The organism is Sphingobacterium daejeonense (assembly GCF_901472535.1).
GTDB lineage: Bacteria > Bacteroidota > Bacteroidia > Sphingobacteriales > Sphingobacteriaceae > Sphingobacterium > Sphingobacterium daejeonense.
The window spans coordinates 2415274-2438732 of record NZ_LR590470.1 but is presented as its reverse complement, the minus strand read 5'-3'; the positions used below and the strand labels follow the sequence as shown (position 1 = coordinate 2438732).

At 35.5% G+C, this 23459-nt stretch carries 29 protein-coding genes and 1 pseudogene; 10 read left to right on the top strand and 20 right to left on the bottom strand.

Annotated features, from left to right (window positions below; genetic code table 11):
- Positions 1-35 precede the first annotated feature (35 nt).
- The 13 genes and pseudogenes from FGL31_RS11835 to FGL31_RS11785 form a co-directional block, all read right to left on the bottom strand.
- Complete coding sequence (locus tag FGL31_RS11835; RefSeq protein ID WP_099369920.1) at positions 36-515, bottom strand: 3-oxoacyl-ACP synthase; 480 nt, start codon at positions 513-515, stop codon at positions 36-38.
- A gap of 83 nt (positions 516-598) precedes the next feature.
- Positions 599-1072 carry an efflux RND transporter periplasmic adaptor subunit gene (locus FGL31_RS11830; protein ID WP_138091680.1) on the bottom strand — a complete coding sequence of 158 codons (474 nt, stop codon included), beginning with the start codon at positions 1070-1072 and terminating at the stop codon, positions 599-601.
- Between the two features lie 107 nt (positions 1073-1179).
- The gene (locus tag FGL31_RS11825; RefSeq protein WP_171017654.1) at positions 1180-1407 is read right to left on the bottom strand and encodes a DUF1003 domain-containing protein; all 228 of its coding nucleotides are present in this window, start codon (positions 1405-1407) and stop codon (positions 1180-1182) included.
- 151 nt (positions 1408-1558) lie between these two features.
- Positions 1559-2446 carry a bifunctional 5,10-methylenetetrahydrofolate dehydrogenase/5,10-methenyltetrahydrofolate cyclohydrolase gene (locus tag FGL31_RS11820; protein WP_138091676.1) on the bottom strand — a complete coding sequence of 296 codons (888 nt, stop codon included), beginning with the start codon at positions 2444-2446 and terminating at the stop codon, positions 1559-1561.
- A gap of 25 nt (positions 2447-2471) precedes the next feature.
- Positions 2472-4264: pseudogene (gene lepA / locus FGL31_RS11815) on the bottom strand (translation elongation factor 4).
- A gap of 139 nt (positions 4265-4403) precedes the next feature.
- Positions 4404-4700: an ATP-binding protein gene (locus FGL31_RS11810; protein WP_138091674.1), complete on the bottom strand. Its 297-nt coding sequence runs from the start codon at positions 4698-4700 to the stop codon at positions 4404-4406.
- A 189-nt stretch (positions 4701-4889) separates the two neighbouring features.
- Positions 4890-6605 carry a histidine kinase dimerization/phospho-acceptor domain-containing protein gene (locus tag FGL31_RS11805; RefSeq protein WP_138091672.1) on the bottom strand — a complete coding sequence of 572 codons (1716 nt, stop codon included), beginning with the start codon at positions 6603-6605 and terminating at the stop codon, positions 4890-4892.
- Between the two features lie 348 nt (positions 6606-6953).
- Positions 6954-7934 (bottom strand): enoyl-ACP reductase FabV, encoded by a 981-nt coding sequence (gene fabV, locus FGL31_RS11800; RefSeq protein ID WP_317131001.1) that lies wholly within the window; start codon positions 7932-7934, stop codon positions 6954-6956.
- Positions 7931-8155 (bottom strand): hypothetical protein, encoded by a 225-nt coding sequence (locus tag FGL31_RS28950; RefSeq protein WP_317131000.1) that lies wholly within the window; start codon positions 8153-8155, stop codon positions 7931-7933. Before FGL31_RS28950 ends, fabV begins: the two co-directional genes overlap by 4 nt.
- A gap of 166 nt (positions 8156-8321) precedes the next feature.
- Complete coding sequence (locus FGL31_RS25500) at positions 8322-8852, bottom strand: serine hydrolase (protein WP_232046677.1); 531 nt, start codon at positions 8850-8852, stop codon at positions 8322-8324.
- 124 nt (positions 8853-8976) lie between these two features.
- The gene (locus tag FGL31_RS25495) at positions 8977-9306 is read right to left on the bottom strand and encodes a serine hydrolase domain-containing protein (protein ID WP_232046676.1); all 330 of its coding nucleotides are present in this window, start codon (positions 9304-9306) and stop codon (positions 8977-8979) included.
- Between the two features lie 763 nt (positions 9307-10069).
- Positions 10070-10192, bottom strand: a complete 123-nt coding sequence (locus FGL31_RS29910; protein WP_394366190.1) for a DUF3307 domain-containing protein — start codon at positions 10190-10192, stop codon at positions 10070-10072.
- A 133-nt stretch (positions 10193-10325) separates the two neighbouring features.
- Positions 10326-10718, bottom strand: a complete 393-nt coding sequence (locus FGL31_RS11785; protein WP_138091670.1) for a hypothetical protein — start codon at positions 10716-10718, stop codon at positions 10326-10328.
- Positions 10719-11048: 330 nt separating this feature from the next.
- Between FGL31_RS11785 and FGL31_RS27930 the strand changes: the two genes are divergently transcribed.
- Positions 11049-11552, top strand: coding sequence for a polyphosphate kinase 2 family protein (locus FGL31_RS27930; protein WP_197734218.1), 504 nt, complete (start codon positions 11049-11051; stop codon positions 11550-11552).
- 22 nt (positions 11553-11574) lie between these two features.
- On the top strand, positions 11575-11925 hold the full coding sequence (locus tag FGL31_RS27925; protein WP_262709104.1) for a polyphosphate kinase 2 family protein: 351 nt from the start codon (positions 11575-11577) through the stop codon (positions 11923-11925).
- A gap of 16 nt (positions 11926-11941) precedes the next feature.
- Here the strand turns inward: FGL31_RS27925 and FGL31_RS11775 are convergent, their stop codons facing one another.
- Together FGL31_RS11775 and FGL31_RS11770 are read right to left on the bottom strand one after the other, a co-directional pair.
- Positions 11942-12730 (bottom strand): SDR family oxidoreductase, encoded by a 789-nt coding sequence (locus FGL31_RS11775; protein WP_099369910.1) that lies wholly within the window; start codon positions 12728-12730, stop codon positions 11942-11944.
- A 66-nt stretch (positions 12731-12796) separates the two neighbouring features.
- A complete protein-coding gene (locus tag FGL31_RS11770) occupies positions 12797-13192 on the bottom strand; it encodes a hypothetical protein (RefSeq protein WP_099369961.1) in 396 nt (131 codons plus the stop codon).
- A 143-nt stretch (positions 13193-13335) separates the two neighbouring features.
- Here FGL31_RS11770 and FGL31_RS11765 point away from each other — a divergent pair, with 143 nt between their 5' ends.
- The 4 genes from FGL31_RS11765 to kdsB all read left to right on the top strand — a co-directional run bounded on the left by FGL31_RS11765 (position 13336) and on the right by kdsB (position 16230).
- Positions 13336-13716, top strand: coding sequence for a hypothetical protein (locus FGL31_RS11765; protein WP_099369909.1), 381 nt, complete (start codon positions 13336-13338; stop codon positions 13714-13716).
- Positions 13717-13817: 101 nt separating this feature from the next.
- Positions 13818-14816: a tryptophan--tRNA ligase gene (gene trpS, locus FGL31_RS11760; RefSeq protein WP_138091668.1), complete on the top strand. Its 999-nt coding sequence runs from the start codon at positions 13818-13820 to the stop codon at positions 14814-14816.
- Positions 14817-14820: 4 nt separating this feature from the next.
- Positions 14821-15435: a deoxynucleoside kinase gene (locus tag FGL31_RS11755; protein ID WP_099369907.1), complete on the top strand. Its 615-nt coding sequence runs from the start codon at positions 14821-14823 to the stop codon at positions 15433-15435.
- Between the two features lie 51 nt (positions 15436-15486).
- Complete coding sequence (gene kdsB, locus FGL31_RS11750; RefSeq protein WP_138091666.1) at positions 15487-16230, top strand: 3-deoxy-manno-octulosonate cytidylyltransferase; 744 nt, start codon at positions 15487-15489, stop codon at positions 16228-16230.
- A 43-nt stretch (positions 16231-16273) separates the two neighbouring features.
- Here kdsB and fabF read toward each other — a convergent pair whose 3' ends face one another.
- The 5 genes from fabF to FGL31_RS11725 form a co-directional block, all read right to left on the bottom strand.
- Positions 16274-17518, bottom strand: coding sequence for a beta-ketoacyl-ACP synthase II (gene fabF, locus FGL31_RS11745; RefSeq protein ID WP_138091664.1), 1245 nt, complete (start codon positions 17516-17518; stop codon positions 16274-16276).
- Complete coding sequence (locus FGL31_RS11740; RefSeq protein WP_138091662.1) at positions 17519-18073, bottom strand: TetR/AcrR family transcriptional regulator; 555 nt, start codon at positions 18071-18073, stop codon at positions 17519-17521.
- A 142-nt stretch (positions 18074-18215) separates the two neighbouring features.
- Positions 18216-19124 (bottom strand): aldo/keto reductase, encoded by a 909-nt coding sequence (locus FGL31_RS11735; RefSeq protein ID WP_138091660.1) that lies wholly within the window; start codon positions 19122-19124, stop codon positions 18216-18218.
- Positions 19114-19791, bottom strand: coding sequence for an FKBP-type peptidyl-prolyl cis-trans isomerase (locus FGL31_RS11730; protein ID WP_138091658.1), 678 nt, complete (start codon positions 19789-19791; stop codon positions 19114-19116). The genes FGL31_RS11735 and FGL31_RS11730 overlap by 11 nt, the downstream gene beginning before the upstream one ends.
- A complete protein-coding gene (locus tag FGL31_RS11725) occupies positions 19791-20780 on the bottom strand; it encodes a glycosyltransferase family protein (RefSeq protein WP_138091656.1) in 990 nt (329 codons plus the stop codon). Before FGL31_RS11725 ends, FGL31_RS11730 begins: the two co-directional genes overlap by 1 nt.
- Before the next feature lie 267 nt (positions 20781-21047).
- Between FGL31_RS11725 and FGL31_RS11720 the strand changes: the two genes are divergently transcribed.
- The 4 genes from FGL31_RS11720 to FGL31_RS11705 are packed head-to-tail and all read left to right on the top strand — an operon-like array spanning position 21048 to position 23358.
- Positions 21048-21530: a phospholipase C/P1 nuclease family protein gene (locus FGL31_RS11720; RefSeq protein ID WP_138091654.1), complete on the top strand. Its 483-nt coding sequence runs from the start codon at positions 21048-21050 to the stop codon at positions 21528-21530.
- Positions 21531-21569: 39 nt separating this feature from the next.
- Positions 21570-21833, top strand: coding sequence for a hypothetical protein (locus FGL31_RS11715; protein WP_138091652.1), 264 nt, complete (start codon positions 21570-21572; stop codon positions 21831-21833).
- Positions 21834-21886: 53 nt separating this feature from the next.
- Positions 21887-23161, top strand: coding sequence for a TonB-dependent receptor plug domain-containing protein (locus tag FGL31_RS11710; RefSeq protein ID WP_171017653.1), 1275 nt, complete (start codon positions 21887-21889; stop codon positions 23159-23161).
- Positions 23098-23358, top strand: a complete 261-nt coding sequence (locus tag FGL31_RS11705; RefSeq protein WP_138091648.1) for a TonB-dependent receptor domain-containing protein — start codon at positions 23098-23100, stop codon at positions 23356-23358. Before FGL31_RS11710 ends, FGL31_RS11705 begins: the two co-directional genes overlap by 64 nt.
- Positions 23359-23459: the final 101 nt, after the last annotated feature.

The window sequence follows — 23459 nt, the reverse complement described above, 5'->3', positions numbered from 1 at the left end:
AACAAACACTTTTGTTTAAAGGATATTACTTTTGTTTAAAGGATATTTTTGATCATTAAATCCTTTCCATTGAATGTTACCTTCCCTCCTGTTTTATTGCCTATTAATAAACTTCCTATGGGCGATTCTTTTGATATCACCATAAGTGATTTATCGTTTATTTTCACTGGACCTACAGAGATAGCGATAAAATAGTCGAATTGGTTTGTGATGACAATACTTCCAACGGAAACGATGCTGGTAGGTTTTACATTCAGTGTTTTGAGTTTGTCGAGATCAGCTTGGGCTTGTTGCAATTGAGTTTGTAAACGATTTAATTCCTGCTGGGCCATTTCACGTGAAGTTTCATACTTATCCCCCATACTGCTTTTGGTATCATTGAGAATGGCATCCTGAGCAGTTTCCTTTGCTGCATTAATATCGTTTATTCGATTTTGAGATTTCTCTATTAAAATTTCTATTATTTCTTGTTTATTATAACTCATTCTATCTTTACGTGAACTGGCAATATACATTAAAGAATGTTCATAAAAAAAGCGCCAACACAATTGGCGCTTTCAATTAAAAACTTAATAACCATTTTTTATAATGGAATTATTTAGTTCTCTAAAGCTTCTTTAACGTTTTCAGCTTTTCTTTTAGCATCTTCAGTTACTTGTTCAGTTTTTTCACCTACTTTTTCAGCTGTGTTTTCGATTGCTTGACCAGCTTCTCTACCAGCTTCTTTAGTAGCATCTACTGCATTTTTCGCAGCTTCTTTAGTTTTTTCCCAAGCAGCATTAGCTTCATCTAATGCTTTTTGAGCAGCTTCTTGAGCTTTTTTATCACCGCTTTTTATTGCTGCATCAAGATCAGCTTGAGCTTGTTTCGCATTTTCTTCAGCTTTTGCAAGTTCAGCATTTGCATCAGCTTGCATTGCATCTACATTTTCTTCAGTAGTTTCAATTGAGTGATCTAAGTGCTCACCAATTGTAGTATCACCATCATTATTTTTATCTGCTGATGAATTATTGTTACATGCAGACATGGTTAATGCACATGCAACTGCTGCTAATAGCGCGATTTTTTTCATTGTTTTGTTTTTATTAGTGTTATAATAATTAAGTTTTTCAATAATCTGTAGGTTCGATACAATATTTATACCAAATATTATTGTGGTAAATATCCAAAATAATTTAATTATTGTTGATATCTATTTTTAATTTCTTTTTCCAATTTATCAATATGGTCTGACATCTGTTTAAGTAACTTTAAATGGGTCACTTGTGACTCAAATAATTGTTTTATTTCTTCCTGTAAAAGCATATCTATCTTCTTGAGCAAACTCCTGATTTCCAATTCTGTTTTAATACAGGAAAGAACCAAATTCATCAGAATAAAAGGATATGGGTTATCCAATTTTTCCATATCATAATTCATTAAGTTTTTGATATGAAAAACCTTAGGAATACTAAATGGTTTTCTATTTTATAGGATTGCCTTCTAAAATCTTTATAAATAAAAAAAGCCTTGACCAAGTCAAGGCTTTAAAATAAACATATTTCAATTCAATAATTTGCTATGCTTTAGGATAAATTGTTCCTTTTGCCGCTTCTAGTGTATTCTTTAAAAGACCAATAATAGTCATTAAACCAACACCGCCGGGTACAGGAGTTATCCAAGATGATTTTGGAGCGACGTTTTCAAAATCAACATCTCCGTATAATTTGAAACCTGATTTTGTTTCTGTTGAGGATTCTCTGTTAATTCCTACATCGATTACAATCGCACCTTCTTTGACCATATCAGCTGTGACAAAGTTCTTTTTACCTATCGCAGCTACCACTATATCTCCTTGTAGAACTTCATCTTTCAAATCTTTAGTCCTACTATGTGTTAATGTTACGGTACAGTTACCAGGATTAGAATTTCTAGCCAACAGAATGCTCATTGGTGATCCTACAATATTACTTCTACCTACAATAACTGCTTTTTTACCTGCTGTATCAATTCCATAATGTTCCAACATCAGCATAATTCCATAAGGAGTAGCTGGAATAAAACAAGGAAGATTTCTTTGCATTCGACCTAAATTTATGGGGTGAAATCCATCAACATCTTTGCGGTAGTCAATAGCTTCAGTTACTTTATCTGGGTCAATGTGCTTAGGCAATGGCAATTGAACAATAAGACCATCAATACTATCATCAGCGTTGATTTCTTTGATTTTGTTCAATAATTCTTCTTCAGTGATGTCGACATCATAACGAAGGTTTGTGGAATCAAATCCTACTTGTTCGCAATTTCTCATTTTGCTGGCAACATAGGTTTCACTTCCGCCATCATTTCCGACAAGAATCGCCACTAGATGAGGTTTGCGACCTAACTTTTCAGTTAACTCTGCAGTCTCTCTTTTGATGTCTTCTTTAATCTTTGTTGATACTTCTTTACCGTCAAGTAAATTCATGTTATTATGTATAGGTTGATTTTTGTTAATCTAATTTCAAAACAGCCATAAATGCAGACTGAGGAATTTCCACATTACCTACTTGGCGCATTCTTTTCTTACCTTTTTTCTGTTTCTCCAATAACTTACGCTTACGGGAGATATCACCACCATAACATTTAGCTGTTACATCCTTACGTAAAGCAGAGATAGTTTCTCTCGCAATAATCTTAGCACCGATTGATGCTTGGATACGGATTTCAAATTGTTGTCTTGGCAATAGTTCTTTTAACTTTTCACAGATCTTCTTACCAAAATCGTATGCATTGCTACGGTGAATCAATGATGATAAAGCATCCACTGGTTCATCATTCAACCTGATGTCCAATTTCACTAAATCCGATTGTCTGTATCCAATCTGGTGATAATCAAAAGAAGCATAACCTTTAGAGATGGTCTTTAGTTTATCATAGAAATCGAATACGATCTCACCCATCGGCATTTCGAACACCAACTCTACCCTATCTGAAGTTAGATAAGACTGGTTGATAATTGTTCCCCTCTTTTGAATACAAAGAGACATTACAGGACCTACAAATTCAGCCTTTGTAATAATGTTTGCTTTGATATAAGGTTCTTCAATGCTGTCCAATTTACTAGGATCAGGCAAATCAGAAGGGTTATGTACTACTACTTCTTCGTGGTTTTTCGATAAGAATGCGCGGTAAGACACGTTAGGTACAGTCGTAATAACGGTCATATCAAACTCCCTTTCTAGGCGTTCCTGGATAATTTCCATGTGCAACATACCCAAGAATCCACAACGGAATCCAAATCCTAAAGCTGCGGAAGATTCTGGTTCAAATACCAAGGATGCATCATTCAATTGTAAACGGTGCATCGACTCTCTCAGTTCTTCATAATCTTCAGTATCGACAGGATAAATACCTGCGAAAACCATCGGCTTCACTTCTTCAAAACCTTGAATCGCTTCAGCACATGGCCTATCTTTTTTGGTGATGGTATCACCAACCTTAACTTCTCTTGCTTCTTTAATACCTGATACAATATAACCTACATCCCCAGTTTTAATAACATCTTTTGGAACTTGAGTTAATTTTAGGGTTCCTACTTCATCTGCAAAGTACTCTTTTCCTGTTGCCACGAATTTTACCTTGTCCGCCTTTACGGATTTCTCCGTTTTCAACTTTGAAGTAAGCCATAATTCCACGGAAAGAATTGAATACGGAGTCAAAGATCAATGCTTGCAATGGAGCATCAGGGTCACCAACTGGTGCCGGAATACGCTCAACGATTGCTTCAAGAATATCAGGAATACCCATACCCGTTTTACCAGATGCAGGGATAATATCTTCACGTTTTCCACCAATAAGATCAACGATTTGGTCTTTTACTTCTTCAGGCATTGCACCTGGAAGATCCATTTTATTAAGGATTGGGATGATTTCAAGATCATGTTCCAATGCTAAATATAAGTTGGAAATGGTCTGAGCTTGGATACCTTGGGAAGCATCTACGATCAACAATGCGCCTTCACAAGCAGCAATGGATCTTGATACCTCGTAGGAGAAATCCACGGTGGCCTGGGGTATCAATTAGATTCAACACATACTTTTGTCCATCTTTGGTATACTCCATTTGGATTGCATGGCTCTTAATCGTAATCCCTCTTTCACGTTCCAAATCCATATTATCCAACAGCTGAGCTTGCGCTTCACGTTGTGTAATTGTATTGGTATACTCTAATAATCTATCAGCCAAGGTACTTTTACCATGGTCGATATGTGCGATAATACAAAAATTGCGTATATGCTTCATATAGGTTATTATGCCTTCAATTTAATTCGCAAATATAAATTTTTTAAGCGAGGTTTTTAGCTATAAAAGTATCTATTTACGATTCATAGAAGCGAATGAATCTTAACAATAGGAAAAAGGAACTTTCTAATAAGAAATTTTACTTAGTATTTGGAAACAACAAGTGGATAGTGGTGCCTTTTCCAAGTTCGCTCTCTATCTTTATTTGCATACCCAATCTATCCACAATGCGTTTTACGATAGAAAGGCCTAACCCAGTTCCTTCAAAATTCCCTGCATTAGACAATCTTTTGAATGAATCAAATATCATGCTGAGCTCTTCCTTAGCTATACCAATTCCATTGTCGGCAATAGTATATTCTACAAACTCATGCTTAATTTTAGAATCCAAAATGAATTTTTGGATAATTTCCTTTTGCGCTGTATTTGACAGCATTTCCAGTTAAGTTTTGAAACAATTGGTAGACAATGGATTTTTCACCATAAACCGGTAATATAGTTCCATATGTTACTTCAGCATGTTCAGCTTGATAGCGGATTTGGACTAAACTCCACAATTTGACTCAAGAATTCATCAACATACACAGGCTCCATCTTATATTCATAACTCTTCACTTTAGAAAATTCATGAACACTTCGGAGCAACTCCTCCAATCACTTCAACAGCGTCTTTCGTATTTTTGAGCATTCTATTCCGCAATTCTTCCTTCATGTCGGGGCGTTGTAACAACATTTGGGTAGAAAGATTAATTGCGGATAAAGGATTTTTAAGGTCATGACTGACTGTATTGGCATAGTTATCCAAAGCACGATTTAAGTCGCCCACTTCCTTATTTAATTTATCAATCTCCTGGGAGAAATTATTTGCACTTTGGAGAATTAATTCTCTTAATCTTTTGATGAAATAGATTTCATCTTCGCCCCAAGGCTCAGAAGTTCCGACTGTTTTTTGGTTCCATATATCCAGGTAAGGATGCTCCTCATGGGTGAATATTTCATTTGGAAGATTCATTCCAATTCTTCTGACAGGTTTTTCAACCCATTTTCTATGAAACTCTTTTTCTTTCCTGAACCACAGGATGGTACAACTTTCATCCATTTCAACATGCAGACCAGCTAAACCAACAAAACGCTCAGAGTTAATTTCTAGCTGTTCTCCATACTTCATGATAAATTCATGATCCGCATAATATTGTTCCTTACATTCAGACTTCAACAATGCTATGATTTCAAGGATTTTCTGCTCGCCTATAACAATATTATAGGCATACATACGCCCATTGATAAAAATGACCATCGAATCAGCTTTGGCATAATAACAAAGTTCTTTTTCGAGAACACGCAATGATTCAGCTAGATTATTTTTGAGAACAAGTTTTTCTTTGAGTTGGAGTTCAAAATTCCGGATATCGTCATGGAATTCCTTTTCATAATTTTTTTGTTCTTCAGCATACCTATTTACCGCCATTTGGATAAAATAAACCAAGGCCTCTCTTTTCAAGAGGTTGATTTTTTTAGCTTCTTGACTTTGACAGAATATGAAACCCCATAGTTTACCATCAATCTGCAAGGCAACACTTAAGTTTGAATTTACGCCATCCTTCAGCATATATGCAGCATGGATTGGCGAAACCATTCTTATGTTAGTCTGCGATAAATTTGGTTCATATTTAGGGTTTGAAATAATACGAATTGTAGGACCATCAATTTGGGCTGCATAACGATGCACATTGACCTGATGGATGTTTTTTGCTAATTTGAAGATATCCATATCTGGATAATAGCATCCTAAGATTCCCTCCAGTTCATTGTTGTCAATTGACTCAGCTATAATGAGTCCGTTTCCGCCTTCAACAAATTGAAATACACGGATCCGGTCAAAACCACTAATCTTGGTAATATAAGAACATGCAGCTTGCCAAATATTCCCTTTATTCTTCGACAATAGCTTGTCTACGATTTCAAATTTTGGAAAAAAAACATTCGAGTCCTCAAATTTCTTTTCAAACTCAAGATAAATCAGATCGTTTAATAAATAGATGTTTAAATAATATGAATCCTCATTAATGAATACCTCCATCAAAACACGTTCATTGATATCATCAAGAACTTGATGGACAGCCTTATTAATGCTAGCAACATAATTCGGAAAATAATCTGTTAGGATATTCCACAAATTAAGACCCAAGCAATCGGAGAAGTCTTCACAAAGCCACTCGTCACAGTTTTCACTGCCAGCAATCAGGTTAAATTCAGTATCCGTAATTAATAGATATCCGAATTCTTGAATGCCTTCGCTCAAGAACATGTGTTCGTCTTTAATAAGAACCTGATTATTCATTTATGTTAATTCATAGTTAGTGGTTTGTTTCAATCTAGATAAAGATTTATTTTATCATGGATTAATGGGGTAAATTTAAAAAAAGAAACAAAATTTTTCTACTTATTTATGTAATAAAAATATGCTATACTATAAATAAACCCATTTTTTGTGATTTTTTGACCGCCATCTATTGAATATTAAGTGATTAAACACATATTTTATTTCATATCAAATAGATTGTTTAAAACGAATATTGATTTATTAAATTATAATAAATTTCGTCTTCCAAAAAACAAACGAATGCAAAGCAAAAAAATGCGTCAAGAATATTAAATTCTTGACGCATTTCTTAAAATTTAAGATATATTATTCAGCTAAACTAGGTACTTGAACTAGTTCACTTGTATCTTTATTATAATCTATCGCATCAAAGTTGAATCCGAACAACTGGAAAAAGTCATCACGGTATCCTTGGATATCAGAAATTTCTTCTAAATTCTCAGTGTTTGCTTGTTCCCAAAGTTTTGCAACTTCTGCTTGAACATCCTCTCTCATTTCTAAGTCGTCAACACGGATTCTTCCTTTTTCATCCAATGGGATTTCACCGTCAATATAAAGACGCTCTGCAAATAAGCGCTGCATTTGCTCAATTGTTCCTTCATGAATTCCTTTTTCTTTCATTACTTTATATAATAATGAAATATACAATGGAACGACAGGGATAGCAGAACTAGATTGAGTTACTAAAGCTTTGTTTACAGAAACATAAGAAACTCCATTAAGGTCTTTCAATAAATCATTGATTGCTGGTACAGTTCCTTCCAAATCGTCTTTTGCACGGCCAATTGTACCGTTACGGTAAATAGGGTAAGTCAATTCAGGACCAATATATGAATATGCTACTGTCTTCACTCCCTCTGCCAACACACCTGCTTCTTTAAGGTCTTCGATCCAGAACTTCCAATCTTCACCACCCATTACAGCAACTGTATTTTTAATATCATCTTCCGAGTCTACGGGTTGGATACTGATATCAGATACAACACCTGAGTGGAAATCAACAGTTTTATCGGTGAAAGGCTTATCAATTGGCTTCAATACTGAAGCATGTTGAACACCTGTTTTAGGATGTGTACGACGAGGAGAAGCTAAAGAATAGATCACTAAATCAACTTGACCAAGGTCTTTCTTTATCAAATCAATAGTTTGTTTTTTGATTTCATCAGAAAAAGCATCGCCATTGATACTCTTTGCATATAATCCTGCAGCATGTGCTTCTTTTTCGAATGCGGCACTATTATACCATCCTGCTGTTCCTAATTTCCCTTCTGAGGCTGGTTTTTTCAAAAAAATACTCCGATAGTAGCAGCTCCCGAACCGAAAGCAGCGCTAATACGTGAAGCAATCCCAAATCCGGTAGATGCACCGATTACTAAAACTTTCTTAGGACCGTTTTTGATCTCTCCTTTGGATTTTACGTATTCGATTTGGTTCTTGATATTCTCTGCTGCTCCTTCCGGATGAGCTGTTAAACAGATAAAACCTCTAGTTCTTGGTTGAATAATCATATTGCTTAATTGTCAATTTGAATAATTTTTACAAAAGTAGTTAATTTAAATCAGTATTTAGATGTTATCCCTTAGGATATAGACCTCAAACAAACCTCCAATCTGCTCATTGAGACACTAAATTCTAATTATCAATTACTTTCAAAATTAATTGTGAATCCTTTATTTATTTTTTTATAAAATCAGTATACAGTAAGTTAATAACTTCTTTGGACATCATAATATCCTCATTCCTATCCAATGTTGGAATACATCCATTCGTGATGACGATAAACCCAAATTTATTCTTGGGTTCAAAAAACATATTGCTATAAAGTCCATATGCTGAACCCGTATGGCCAATCATATGTTCTCCTGGAATCAATCGGTCATTCTCCAGAAGAGCCAAACCGTAATTCTCTTTTGGAGAAAGACCTGTTTGCATCTTTTTGGAACTAGCCTTTGAAATAATTTTGGTTTTTCCTGATTTACCATAATTCATATGCATCATCATATATTTAGATAAATCATGGGCAGAGATTTTCATGCCCCCTGTTGGGGAAAAAACAGGCGTACTAACACCCATGGTATAGTTTCTTATCTCTTCTGATCTAGGATTATATGCAGCTTTCTGTTCAACATACTTCCCATCTTCTTTTTCATATAATTTTGCAATCCTCCCCTGATCCAATGAATCAACACAATAACCAGCATCCAATCCTAATGGATTTCAGTATTTGCTGTTTGATGTAGTTATCGAAGCGTACATTGGTTCAATCGCTCCAAAAACAGCTCCTATCATATTAAAGTTTAAATTACAATATTCATAATCCGTCCCAGGTTCATAGGAATTGAATGATTTTTGCCAATCTTTTAGTTTTCGTGGTGTCCAATACATCCAACGTAAAATAGCCATTGGCTGTCATTTGAGACTTAGAACGATGCGAAAGCATCATTTCTAGAGTAATCTTTGTGTTTGGAAACTTAGGATTTCTAACTTTAAAACCTATTAGGTCGCTGATATCATCATCTAATGATACTTTACCAGCTTCCACCAATTGCATAATCGCAGTCGAACTGAAAGATTTTGAAATGGAAGCAATCCGAAACAAATTGTCCGTTGTCAATGGTTCTTTGGTTTCCAAATCTTTATAACCAAAAGCTTTTTTCATATACAGGTTTTCCCGTTCTTTACCACAACAACTTGCTAAGCCAACGGCATCATACTTATCTGTGATCTTCTTGAGTTCAGATTCAAAAGTAGCTGATTGAGCATAGATTCCGGTTGAATATATTTGCAGCGAAAATTAATAGAATTAAGGCTTTAAAACCTTTTTTAGTTTTATTCATGGTATGATTAAATTATGTTTAGTGCATGTTTAAGTGCTATGGCCACCAACATTCCCAACCCAAAACTCAATAAAGTCCCTATTTAGCACATACTCTGTAAATTTAGTGTCCTTGGCATTCGTTAGGTCGCCAAATCTAAAAATTGACTTAGCTGCTAACAAAAACCCAACTCCTTCCATAAAATCCATTAATATAAAATCCCAAGATCATGGCTCTTTTCAATAATCCCAATGATCGTTCCGGCATCAAATAAGGTTTCTTTCCTTTTAACATTGAATTCTGATTCTTTATTCCATTTGCTGAAAAAAATTCTGATTCCAATTGGGAATAACAAAAACTATCAATAAAATAGCAATCAAGTACAACATAACATGATTGGCTGAAATATCTGCCGCCATGGTTTTGAATACTTCAGGATGGGTAAGAAATATACACCGAATATACTTGCCAAATGCAAGGCCTGATCGATCAAGAATATTCGCGCTGGGTTAGATGGCCATCTTTGCTCCCATCCAATTTTTTAGGCTATCTATGGCTAAGTGTGCTGCTACTAAGAATAAAATGTTCTGCCAATTTCCTGCTAAGTCATTGATAAAAACAAAAATTCAACAGTCCAGCATGGACAGCAACATGATATAACAGATATTGGATCTTGGTTTTCCGCTTGTCTACCCATGATTTCGGTTGAAGGACAAAGTCCCCTAAAATATTGGGCAGTCAACATTTTAAGTAAATCAGTTAACATATCGCTTTAATTCTTTAGTACAATAATCGATGACCTGATTGATTTTTGTATAATTCGCTTTCCCCAGTTCAGTACTGGACTTGGCTCTGGTGCTTTTTACCCGTAATTCTTGTCAATTTCCGTTTGATTTGCTTTAGGATTGTCCATGGCTGCCTGAACCGTTTCGGCCATATTTGCAGTCCATTGGTCAGTTAATCTAGTGGATAAAGTTAAAATTAAATTTATACTTTCATCCAATTCTTTCCATTGAGACCGAAATTCCAAACTTTCCTTTGTCAAACTATCCAAGGATTCACCCGATAGAATAAAAGCTTCACCAGTCGACTTTTTGATGTCCTTATCTATAAAATCAACTTGCCCAACTCCTACTCCTATCCGCACATCCATCCCCTCGAACTGACGCATCTCCGCCTTTAGATAAAACAAAGCCTTAAAACAATCTTCCAAAGAAAACTTCAGCCTGGAAACTATCTCCCCTAAAAATATCATAAGACTTTGCATATCGCTTGATTCCCCGTTCAAATTTTGGCAACCATTCACTCGCCTCGTATGACCGTGAGTGGATTACATCGCCCGTTAATATTACGTGATACTTCATTTTTTCTGTGATTAAGATCCTCTATTTACTTTATAATCATCGAATCTAATGATATTTTAAATTATCACTCATATCAATGATAAATAAAATTATCACTCATTTTAGTGATAATCTAAATTATCACACATTTCAATGATAATCTAAATTATCATTAAATTTAATGATAATCAAATGAAATAGAAACAAAATTTTAGTAAATTGTGTTACCTAAAATAAAATCTATGGCAAACTATTCTAAGAAATTAGCTGCTAAAAGCAATTTTAAATTAAAAGAACACCCTACTAACATAAAGGATGAAATCAGTAAAGACGATGCAAAAATTGAACTCAAGGAATTGAGGAAAAAGATTGCAGCATTGCAGGATAAAATGTACGCAGATGATAGATACAGCGTATTAATATGTTTGCAAGGGATGGATACTTCCGGCAAAGATTCGTTGATTCGAGAAGTATTCAAGGAAATGAATGTCAGAGGAGTGGTCGTTGAAAGTTTCAAGACGCCTACAGAATTAGAATTGCAGCATGATTACCTGTGGAGACATGAAATAAGGTTGCCCGAGAAAGGGAAATTCACTGTTTTCAATAGAACGCATTATGAAAACGTACTAGTGACTAGAGTGCATCCTGAATATTTATTGAACGAACGGATTCCAAATATTACAGATCCACACCATCTTCCGAGTGATTTTTTGGGAAATGAGATTCGACCAAATAAACAATTTTGAGAAACGACTAACTCAAAATGGTATGATTATCCTTAAATTCTTCTTGAATGTCAGCAAGGAAGAACAAAAAGAAAGACTATTGAGCAGACTGGAAGAAGAAGAGAAAAACTGGAAATTCTCACCCGGGGATTTAAAAGAAAGGGGTCTATGGGATAAATATATGGAATGTTATGAGGATGCAATCAGGAATACAACTAAGAAAGACGCTCCTTGGTATATAATTCCATCAGATTCCAAACCAATCAGCAGATTCTTGGTAGCAAGCATCATCTATGAAACTCTATCAGAATATAAAGACATCCACTACCCTGAGATGCCAGAAGAGGTAGAAGAACACAAAAGAAAGTATAAAGAACAATTGGAAGCTGAATAGCTTCCAATTGAATTTCTTAAAATATAAAGTCAGAAAGTCCCCCATCTAATGGAATGGAAGCTCCCGTCAAAAAGGAAGCATAAGGTGAAGCCAAGAAGGCCACCAAATAACCATATTCTTCAGGCTTGCCCAATCTTTTGACAGGCATACTATCAATTCTTCTTTTTTCAATAACCTCCACGTCAACACCCTCACTCTTAGCTTGATTATTCATCAAATCATGTAAACGATCTGTGCCAAAGTATCCTGTTAAAACAGAATTGACTGTAATTCCATCTGCGGCAACCGCTTTTGAAAGAGATTTACTCCAGCTAACCAACGCAACTCGCATAGTATTGGAAAGAACCAATGAGTCTTGAGGCTCTTTGACAGTCAAGGACGAAACGTTAATGATCCTTCCAAAACCAGCATCACGCATTGAATTCAAAGCCAAACTCGATGCATAGACAGCATTCTTGAACAATAAATCAAATGCTTCCTGATAATCAGAAATGGATTTGTTCATTACCGTTCCTGCAGAAGGGCCATTCGTGTTGTTTACTAAAATATCAATAACATGCTCATCAAAGAACTTCTTTAAATTTGATTTATGAACTTCAAAATTCATAAAATCTGTAGCGATGTATCCATGAACTTGCCCTGCTGTTGTGTCCAATTCAGTTAAAACTTGCTTCAGCTTATCCTCATTTCTTGCCATCAAATAAACTTCTGCTCCACAAGCAGCCAATTCTTTGGCGATAGCTTTGCCAATTCCTGCGGTTCCACCGCCAACAAGAGCAGTTTTGCCCGTTAAATCAATATGCATATCAATAATTTTGAAAGACTAAATATAGTGATTCAAGTCAAAATTAAAATAGTAGCCAAGTACAGGCTACTCGTCGTTTTTAGGATAACCTTCCTCGTCTAAATCATCGCGGTAATCTTCGGCATCTCTAGACAATTCCTCATCTTCTTTAGAAACCCTCACAATACTTTCACCTTCAATATGCATATTATTGTCATCCAAATTTTCTTCTCTCAACTCTTCCAAAGGTGCGTATTCATCGCCAACATAAGGGTTGGCAGAGTCATAGGTGGAATCATCATCAGCTGCACCCTCACTTATGGTGTCATAATCCGAAGGGTGTTCCCAATCTGGATCTCTGTCATTGACATCAAGCTCATAAGAATCTTCTTCTGAGTCATAAGCAAGATTATTAGGATCTCTAGGTCCTTGATCATCATCATTCAACTTGTTCTTCTTTTTATTCTCATCTGAATTTATCATAACAATTGTTTTTTAAAATGTACTATTAGAACCTTCCAAACAACCTATTTGTTTGCATACACATTGAGAGTTAATCTTAATTTAACCGTTGTATGGAAAAGGATAATTGATTATATTTACGATAACACTTATAAACTTTTGTTATGCAAACTAAAACTGAGTACCTTATTTGGGACAAAATTGTCTCAAGTGCGAAAAGTCGTTTTGATTCTGAACTATATGCTAATAAGTTCAAGAATATGAACCCGGAACTGTTTGACAAATTGATCTTACATATTATTGTTGGATTTGCTTCAGGTGAAGATCACGAGAGCATTTCTACCAACCTTCACAATGAAATAGAGCATTTGGGAATTGACATCAGGGAAGGTGTAATTGACACCATTGTCTCAGACAAACATGTCGTTTTCAGTTGTGAGATATATGCAGCATACCTAACCTTTTCTATGCTAGAAGATGGAGCCCAAGAAGCAGAAGTTTTAGGTTATGTAACGGACTTATTGGAGAACCCTCAACTCTACTAAACCTAGTTTAAAACACCTTTTAGCACGATTATCTTACGACAGCTTAACATAGATTTAACCTGTCTGAATTTTCCTGTTTTTTATGTAACTTCGCAACTAATATGGAAACCGTTGTTAGTGGTATTAGAAGTACCGGAAAATTACACCTTGGAAATTACTATGGAGCATTGAAGAATTTCGTCAAAATGCAAGACGAGTACAATTGCTTCTTTTTTATCGCAGATTTACACTCTTTAACTACTCACCCAACGCCACATGGATTAAAAGAAACTGTGCGCAATGTCGTAGTAGAATATCTTGCCGCTGGACTTGATCCAGAAAAGTCAACTATATACGTACAATCAGATGTACCTGAGGTGGCTGAACTTTACCTATATATGAATATGAATGCATATTTGGGGGAACTTGAGCGCTCAACAGCATTCAAGGATAAAGTACGAGCAAATCCTAACAATGTCAATGCAGGACTATTGACTTACCCGGTATTGATGGCATGTGATATCCTAATTCACCATGGAACGAAAGTACCCGTTGGAAAAGATCAAGAACAACACTTGGAAATGACAAGGACTTTTGGAAATAGATTCAACCGTCTGTATGAAGTTGATTATTTCAAAGAATCCTTTGCATTTACATATTCTGATAAGTTAATTAAAATCCCTGGGCTTTCAGGTCAAGGAAAGATGGGCAAATCAAATGGTGATGCCGACTGTATTTACCTTTCTGACACTGAGGAGGCTGTTCGTAAAAAAATAATGCGTGCTGTAACTGACGCTGGTCCTACTCAAGAAAACCAAGAAAAACCAGAAGCTGTTCAGAACCTTTTTGATTTGATGAATGTGGTATCTACACCTGATACAGTTCAACATTTTGACAATCTATATAATAAAGCTGAGATCCGTTACGGTGATTTCAAAAAACAATTGGCTGAAGATATGATCATTGCTACTAGTGATGTTAGAGCTAGAATCAATGAAATCAACCAAGACGACGCATATATTGCTAAAGTATTGAAACTTGGAGCTGAAAAAGCGCAGGCAAGTGCTCAAAAAACAATGAAAGAAGTGCGTGAAATCATCGGTTTAAAAAAATTGTACTAGAATTATGCATATAGCTATCGTTGGAAATATTGGTGCCGGTAAAACTACATTAACAGAATTATTAGCTAAGCACCTCAACTTTGAACCTCAGTTTGAAGCCGTAGAAAACAATCCTTACTTAGAAGATTTCTACAGCGACATGAAACGCTGGGCATTCAACCTTCAAATCTTCTTCTTGAATTCTAGATTCCGCCATATTGTGGATCTGCAAAACAGAGACATCAATATGATCCAGGACAGAACAATCTATGAAGATGCTTATATCTTTGCAGAAAACCTCTACGATATGGGGTTGATGAGTGCACGTGACTTTGAAAATTATTCCGATATCTTTCAGAGCATCGTAAATTATATCAAACCTCCAGATCTCCTTATCTATCTAAAAGCCTCTGTTCCTACCCTAGTGAACAATATTCAAAAAAGAGGACGTGATTATGAATCTGGAATTCGCTTGGACTACTTATCGAAACTAAACGATAAATATGAAAAATGGATCAATAATTATACAGAAGGTAAACTATTGGTATTAGATAAAGACAACTTAGACTTTGCAAATAACCAAGAAGATCTCGGTAAGATTATCCAAAAAATAGAAGCCGAACTTTTCGGTCTGTTCTAATCAAAATATTTTAAAAGCCGATTTTCATCGGCTTTTTTTTATTTTTATCCTATGAAAGTTATCGGAATAATTCCTGCTAGGTATGAATCCACAAGGTTTCCTGGCAAGCCATTGGTAGACATTGGCGGATTATCAATGATCCAAAGAGTTTATAATCAGGTTAAGCATGCAAGTTCGTTAAGTGAAGTCGTAGTGGCGACCGATGATCAAAGAATCTTTGACCATGTAAAGAGTTTTGCAGAAAACGTTGTCATGACCAGTAAGGATCATCAGTCTGGCACTGACCGATGTGCTGAGGTCATCAACAGTATATCCGGATTTGATGTGGCAATCAATATACAAGGTGACGAGCCTTTTATCGATCCCCAACAGATTGACCTGCTAGTCTCATGTTTTGAAAAACCAGAAACTTCCATCGCCACTTTAGTAAGACCTATTACTGAATTAGCAGACCTCGAAAATGTCAATAAGCCAAAAGTTGTTCTGAACCATAATAATGAAGCACTATACTTCTCCAGACAACCAATTCCTTACTTTAGAGGATTAAATATATCAGAATGGCTCTCTAATGCGCCTTACTATAATCATATCGGTATATATGGATACAAAATCGATGTTCTAAAAGAGATAGCTAAACTTCCAATTTCCAAGCTTGAAACTACAGAGTCCTTAGAACAATTAAGATGGTTGGATAACGGATATAAAATCCAAACTGCTATTTCAAATCATATCAATGATGCAATCGATACTCCGGAAGATCTGGAACCGATCTTAAAGAAATATTTTAGATCTTAAAACAAAAATGACCAAGTTTTCGCTTGGTCATTTTTGTTATAGATTAATCTGTATACTTTTTGAAAATACTGGAGGCTATATGTCCTCCAAAACCGAAAGTATTGTTCAGCGTATAGTTGACAGGCCTCTTAATACTTGTCCCTAATGGGAAGTTGAAAGAGTTTGCAAATGCGGGTTCAATCTCCGTAGTATTGATTGTAGCAGGTATTATGTCCTCGCTTACAGCTTTGATACAAACAATAGCTTCAATGGCTCCAGCTGCTCCTAATAAATGACCTAGCATTGATTTTGTAGAACTAACGCTTATATCCTTGTTTTCTCCAAAAACTCTAGTCATAGCCTTCAATTCACTTATGTCGCCTGCTGGTGTCGACGTAGCATGAGCATTGATGTAATCAATCTCATTAGGTTCAATATTCGCCTCTTCTAAAGCTGCCAACATTCCTAAGTAAGCACCCTCTCCTTCTGGATGTGTACCAGTCAAATGATAAGCATCTGCAGCCATACCACCTCCGACTATTTCAGCAATAATATTTGCTCCACGCTTCTTGGCATGTTCTAATTCCTCAAGGATGATTGCTCCTGCGCCTTCTCCCATCACAAATCCATCTCTCTTAATATCGAATGGTCTTGAAGCTTGTTCAGGATTATCATTATTGGTCGATAATGCTCTTGCAGCATTAAATCCACCAACTGAACTTTCTGTAATTGCTGCTTCAGATCCTCCAGTAATAATCATATCTGCCTTATTCCATTTTATATAATTAAAAGCATCAATAATTGAAGTATTAGAAGTTGCACATGCTGAAACTGTAGCAAAATTCACTCCCCTCAATCCATACTTCATTGAAATAACCCCTGAAGCAATATCAACGATCATTTTAGGAATAAAATATGGGTTAAATCGAGGCACACCATTTCCTAAAGCAAACTCTGAAACCTGCTCCTGAAAGGTCTCGATCCCTCCATTTCCTGACCCCCAGATAACTCCTATTTTGTTTCTATTTAATTGCTCGAAATCTATGCCGGCATGTTTGACTGCCTCATCAACGGCAACCAAAGCATACTGAGTATACAAATCATATTTGCGTAAATCAGCTTTTTCTATAACCTCTAATGGATTGAAATCCTTTACCTCGCAAGCAAATTTTGTCTTGAAATTACTCGTGTCAAATTTTGTGATATTTTTAGCAGCAGATTTACCTCCAACGATAGCTTTCCAAAAATCTTTAATCGTATTGCCCAATGGACTAATCGCTCCAATTCCAGTAACAACAACTCTTCTCATTTAAATATTTGTTAAATTATTAATAATGGCATTCTTTATATCCCGAAAATCATGTTTATAGGTGATTCTTGTCAATTGTTCCGCACCTAAAATATTTGTGATCAATAATAAGGCTTTGGTCCTATTATCTTCTTTGAAAATAAATACCTCCAAACTCTTTCCTTCCTTCAATGTTTCTGATAACCAATGCAAAGTATTGTCCATCAAAATCTTTAATTCCGTTTGAATTTCTGAAGTAAAGGTGTTATAATCATTACTTAAAGAACCTAGAATACTTCTTTTGCCTTCTTTCCTCCCAAAACTGTAGACATTTAAAAACATGGTAATTTTCTGCAATGGATCAGAATTACTGACATTCTTTTTAAATCGTTCCAATTGAATCACGTGTTTTTGAATAATGGCTATAACTAAAGATGTTTTAGTTGGAAAATGATAATGAATAGAAGCATTCTTTATATTCAACTGCTTAGAAATATCACTGAAGCTAAAGGCATTGTAGCCTCTTTCCCGAATCAGCGTATCTCCTAGTTGAATGATTTTATCTCTTGTATCCATATATTGTTTTACATTTACCTACTAGTAGGTAGGCAAATATAGGAATATTATTTTTAAAAGAATTCTAACAAGAAATAAAAAAGGTTACCCGCATTGGATAACCTCTTTTAAATCTTAAAATGATAAATATAAATTCTTGATTTTATTTCCTATGGTCCTGATACTTAATTTCTTTTGGCAGTACATTAAATAAAGGACTGTAAGAATCAATATTTAATGTGCTCATTTCTTGGAATACATTATCCAATGCATTTACCTGTGTTTTGGTTCTTATGCCCAGCACACAACAAGCAACTGGCTCATGTAATAAAGGATATTTTAAAGCTAATGCAAGACTTGATACATTCAGATCATTAGCGATGGAATTTATTCTCTTTTGAATATCAAGGACATCATGGACAGAATAACTAAGATATTTTTGTGCTGCTTTCTTGATTAAAAGCCCTTGAGCAACTGTTCCCCTTGCTAGTACCGAAATATTTCTTTTTGCCAATTCTGGAAAATATTCTTCTGGTCTACGATCCAAGATACTGTACTGCATCATATCTGAAACTATATTACTATGCTCAGCATAATTAAGAAATACATTTGGTCGAATAGATGAAATCCCGTAATAACGGATTTTCCCCTGCTTTACCAGTATTTCAAATGCTTCAACAATCTCGTCAAAAGGATCATCAATAGTTCCGCCATGCAGCTGATAAAGATCAAGATAGTCAGTTTTTAAACGTCTGAGTGAATCTTCTACAGCTTTAAGAATATAATCTTTACTCGGTTTCCAATCCCATCCACTTCCATCTTCGCGCCACTTATTACCTACCTTGGATGCTAAAATCCATTTATCACGCTCACCAGAAAGAAGTCTCCCTATTAATTCTTCATTTTTACCTTTATCATATAGATCTGAAGTATCGAGATAATTGATTCCCAATCCCCTAGCATGATTTATGATGTAAGAATTGGTATCATCCTGACCTTGAACCAAGGACATCGCTCCCAGCCCTACCTCAGAAATTTTCAAATCTGAATGACCTACTTTATTATATTGCATTTTCATTAGGTGATTTGATGTCCAACAATTCTACTTCAAATATCAGGGTGCTATAAGCTGGAATCGGTCCGCTTGCTCGTTCACCATATCCAAGGGAATGAGGAATAAAGAATCTATATTTAGAACCTTTGTTCATCAAAGGAATTCCAATTTTCCATCCCTCGATCATTGACTTTAAATTAAGTTCTAAAGGTTCACCACGATCATATGAGCTATCGAATTGTTCACCAGTATAAATTTTGCCCACATAATGAACGGTTAAAGTATCCTCTAATGTCGCTTTCAATCCTTCCCCCTCTTTGATAACCTCATATTGAACCCCCTCAGGAGTAACTTTTACGCCAGGTTTCTTTTTGTTTTGATCCAAAAAATCTTGTGATGCTTTTTTCAGACCTGCATTTTTTTCTTCTTGAATTTTCATTAATCCAGCGCGGATTACACCTTCGCGTTCCTCATCTTTCAATAATGTTTCTTTCCCATCTAGAACATCGCTGACAGCTTGCATTAAAAGAGTCTTGTTCAGTGGGAGCTCCATTTTTTTGAGATAAGATGCCAAGTCTTGACCCAATGCATACGACAATGAATCAGTGCTATTCGATAATTTCTGAGCTTGAACACTTTTCGAACTCAAGGCTAAACAAAAAAAGATTCCTAAAATATACTTCATTACGGTTTATGTTTTTTCACGATGTTATCTACTATCTCAGCAGTACAATCTTGGTAGTCTACATTTACTTTAGATTTGGCATTGAGCCACGACTCAATATCCAATTCTGATTTCTTTTTCAAGCTTTTTATCACCGGAACTCCGATTTCTTCTAATGAAGCAGCATTTAAATGCTGTTCATATTGATTTTTCATCGGAATGACCAACAACTTCTTGCCTAAGTACAAAGCCTCAGCAGGTGTTTCAAAACCAGCTCCGCAAAGCACCCCTGATGATTCTGCCATACTCTGAACAAAAGCATCGCTATTAATCGGATTAATAGAGACATTCTTCATCCTAAAAGGTTTCTTGTTATGTTTAGAGAAAACCTCCCACTTCACATCTGGAAACCTCGAAAGATGCTTTAAGAGATGTGAATCATCGTACGATGGTAAATATACGGTATAATGTCCTAAATCTTTAGGATCTAATTGCCTAACTGATTGACGGATGACAGGAGTGAAAATATGGGAAGCATAGGATTTAAAATGAAATCCATAAGAAATATTTGCAGGAGCATAATTTTTCATGATGAATTTACCCAACATATCCGATTCTTCGGGTTTAGGACTTGAAGGGTCAAAAGCTCCTATTTGATGGCTTAAACCAATACAGCTTTTTTCTTTGAAGTAACAACCCCATGCTGAGATCGGCTCAAAATCATTGATCACCAAATCATATTCTTCAACGGGTACCGAATTCACTTCTTTGACGAATTTACGGACAGTGGAACTCATAAAGGTCTTCCAGAGATCGACACCACCAGATTTCCCAAAAATAAAACTCAAACCATGATAACGGTATTTCACCTCAAATGGCAATACGATATCGGCTTGGATACCACTGATTAAAACGTCTACTTGTCCATATTCCTGAAGGCAGGGAATAATATCAATTGCCCTACATAAATGCCCATTTCCAGTCCCTTGAACAGCATATAATATTTTCATCGATTCCGAATTTGACTGTAACAAAGTAACAAATTTCAGTTAATATGTTTAGAAAAAACTCTAGATATCTTAACTAAAAATTATTAATTTTCAATAAATATCTCGTAACCAACATGAAACGCTGTGTGACTACAATAGCATTTTTTATGTTAACGTTCTTTGTATCGTCTTGGGGATTTCAACCTCATAAATTGATCAACCTTAACGCTATCTTCACCCTCCCACCAAATCTCGCCATATTCTATAAAAAACATAGTTTCCAAATCCGTGAATTTTGCCGTAAATGCAGATAAAAGAGTATATATCGACCCCAAGGAATCGCCAAGACATTTCATCGATCTTGATAAAATTGAAAATACCGATTCATTGCTGATTCCTTGGTATAAAGTCAGAGAAAAATTCAATGAAAAAATAATATTAAGCAAAGGTATTGTCCCTTGGCAGATCGACAATTCGTATAGGCAACTGGTTAAGGCATTTTACAACAAGGATATTGCAAGGATAATCAAGCTTTCTGCAGATTTAGGTCATTATGCTGCCGATGCGCACGTGCCACTACATACGACCAGCAATTATAATGGTCAATTTACCAATCAGGTTGGAATTCATGCTCTTTGGGAAACTCGAATACCTGAAATGTTTCACCATAAATACAAACTTATGGTAGGCCCAGCAAAATATATAAACAATGTCCTGGATTTCGCTTGGTCAACAGTTCTCCAAAGCCATCATTTACTCGATTCCGTATAGACAATAGAAAAACAACTCTCCAAAAATTTACCCAAAGTCTTGCAAAGGGCATATATCCAAAGAGGGCAGCAAATTCAACCTAATTATTCCGATTTCTATGTCATATCTTATCATTTGGCATTGAATGGAATGGTACAAAGAAGGATGAAAAAATCCATACACGCAATTGGGTCATTGTGGTATAGTGCATGGGTTGATGCAGGACAACCTGATCTATCAAAATTGGAAAAGATATCTATTGAAAATGACAGTATGGATTTGACTATAAATAAAATACCAAAAGGAAGGCAAGAATGGCATTAAAAACTTCGTTTGCTGTAAACATTTTAACTAATTTTGGCAAAATTTTAATTAGAATGTCAACTAAGAATTTATTATTTCTTCTGTGCTCATTACCTACTGTTGTTTTTGCACAAAACATAAACTCCGATACTACCAATATAGATGAAGTATTAATTCAAGAAAATAGATTTCAAATTCCTTTTAACCAACATAGTCGAAACATTCAGGTCCTCACCCAAAAAGACCTCAAAAATCTGCCAAGTACCAGTATCAATGAGGTTTTAAGATATGTGTCCGGATTGGATATTAGACAAAGAGGTCCATTTGGAACCCAAGCTGACATAGGTATTGACGGCGGCAGTTTTGATCAAACTTTACTTTTGATCAATGGTGTTAAATTGTCTGATCCTCAAACAGGACATCATATGCTCAATATTCCAATTCCATTGGAAGCCATCGAAAGAATTGAAATCCTGAGAGGCCCAGCATCTAGGATGTACGGAATCAATGCTCTAACCGGAGCTGTAAATATTGTTACCAAAAAAGTTGACCACAATTCTGTTTATGCACATTTATATGCGGGAAGCTCCTTCAAAAAGGTGGAAGAAGAAGATAAAAGTGGCATTTATTATGGTAGTGGTATACAGGTCGGTGAAACATTGAACGCACAAAAACACCAACACCAGCTTTATGCCACCAAAGAACATAGTAACGGTCAACGCTACAATACGGGCAGTAATAATGAAAGGTTGCATTACCAAAATAATATCGTCTTGAATCAGGACAATAGGATACAGATGATGGCGGGATATATCAATAATAAATTCGGAGCAAATGGTTTTTATGCAGCACCTGGTGATAAAAATTCCGAAGAGAATGTCGAAACATTTCTGTCGAGCATTACCTCTCAACATCAGATCAATGAAAAGTGGTACTTGAGTCCAAGGATAAATTATAGGTATAACGAAGATGATTATAGATATTTCAAAGATGATTTAAGCAAAGGTAGAAGTCAACATTATACACATTCTTTCTCAGGTGAATTGCACGCTTATAGACAGTCTAAATATGGTGATCTGGGCCTAGGGGTTGAATCAAGACATGAATCAATTAGCAGCTCTAATATTGGTGACCACAACCGTAATAATTTAGGGATGTTTACAGAATTTAGGTCAACCTATTTCAGGAATTTTATTTTCAACTTAGGAGCTTATATTAACTATAATACCGATTATGATTGGCAAGTTTTCCCGGGGTTGGATATCAGTTATTTAATCAATGATCATTGGAAAGTCTCTGCCAGCAGCGGAACAAGCCAAAGAATCCAACTTTTACGGATCTTTACCTAAACCAAAGACCTGGAAACATTGGAAATCCAGACCTGAAAAGTGAAAATGCATGGCAGAATGAAATCAGCACATCATTCCAAAAAAACAGTCTTACCCTAAAAGGAGGATACTTTTACAGAGATATCGACAACTTCATCGACTGGGTCAGAGCATCCACCGATGAACCATTCCAAGCCCCAAAATTTAGGGAACAATAAAACACATGGCTTTTTCAGCAATATTTTATACAACCATAGAATAACAGAAAATAAAAACATAAACTTCAACTTTTCGTATACATATTTAAATCCTTCTATTA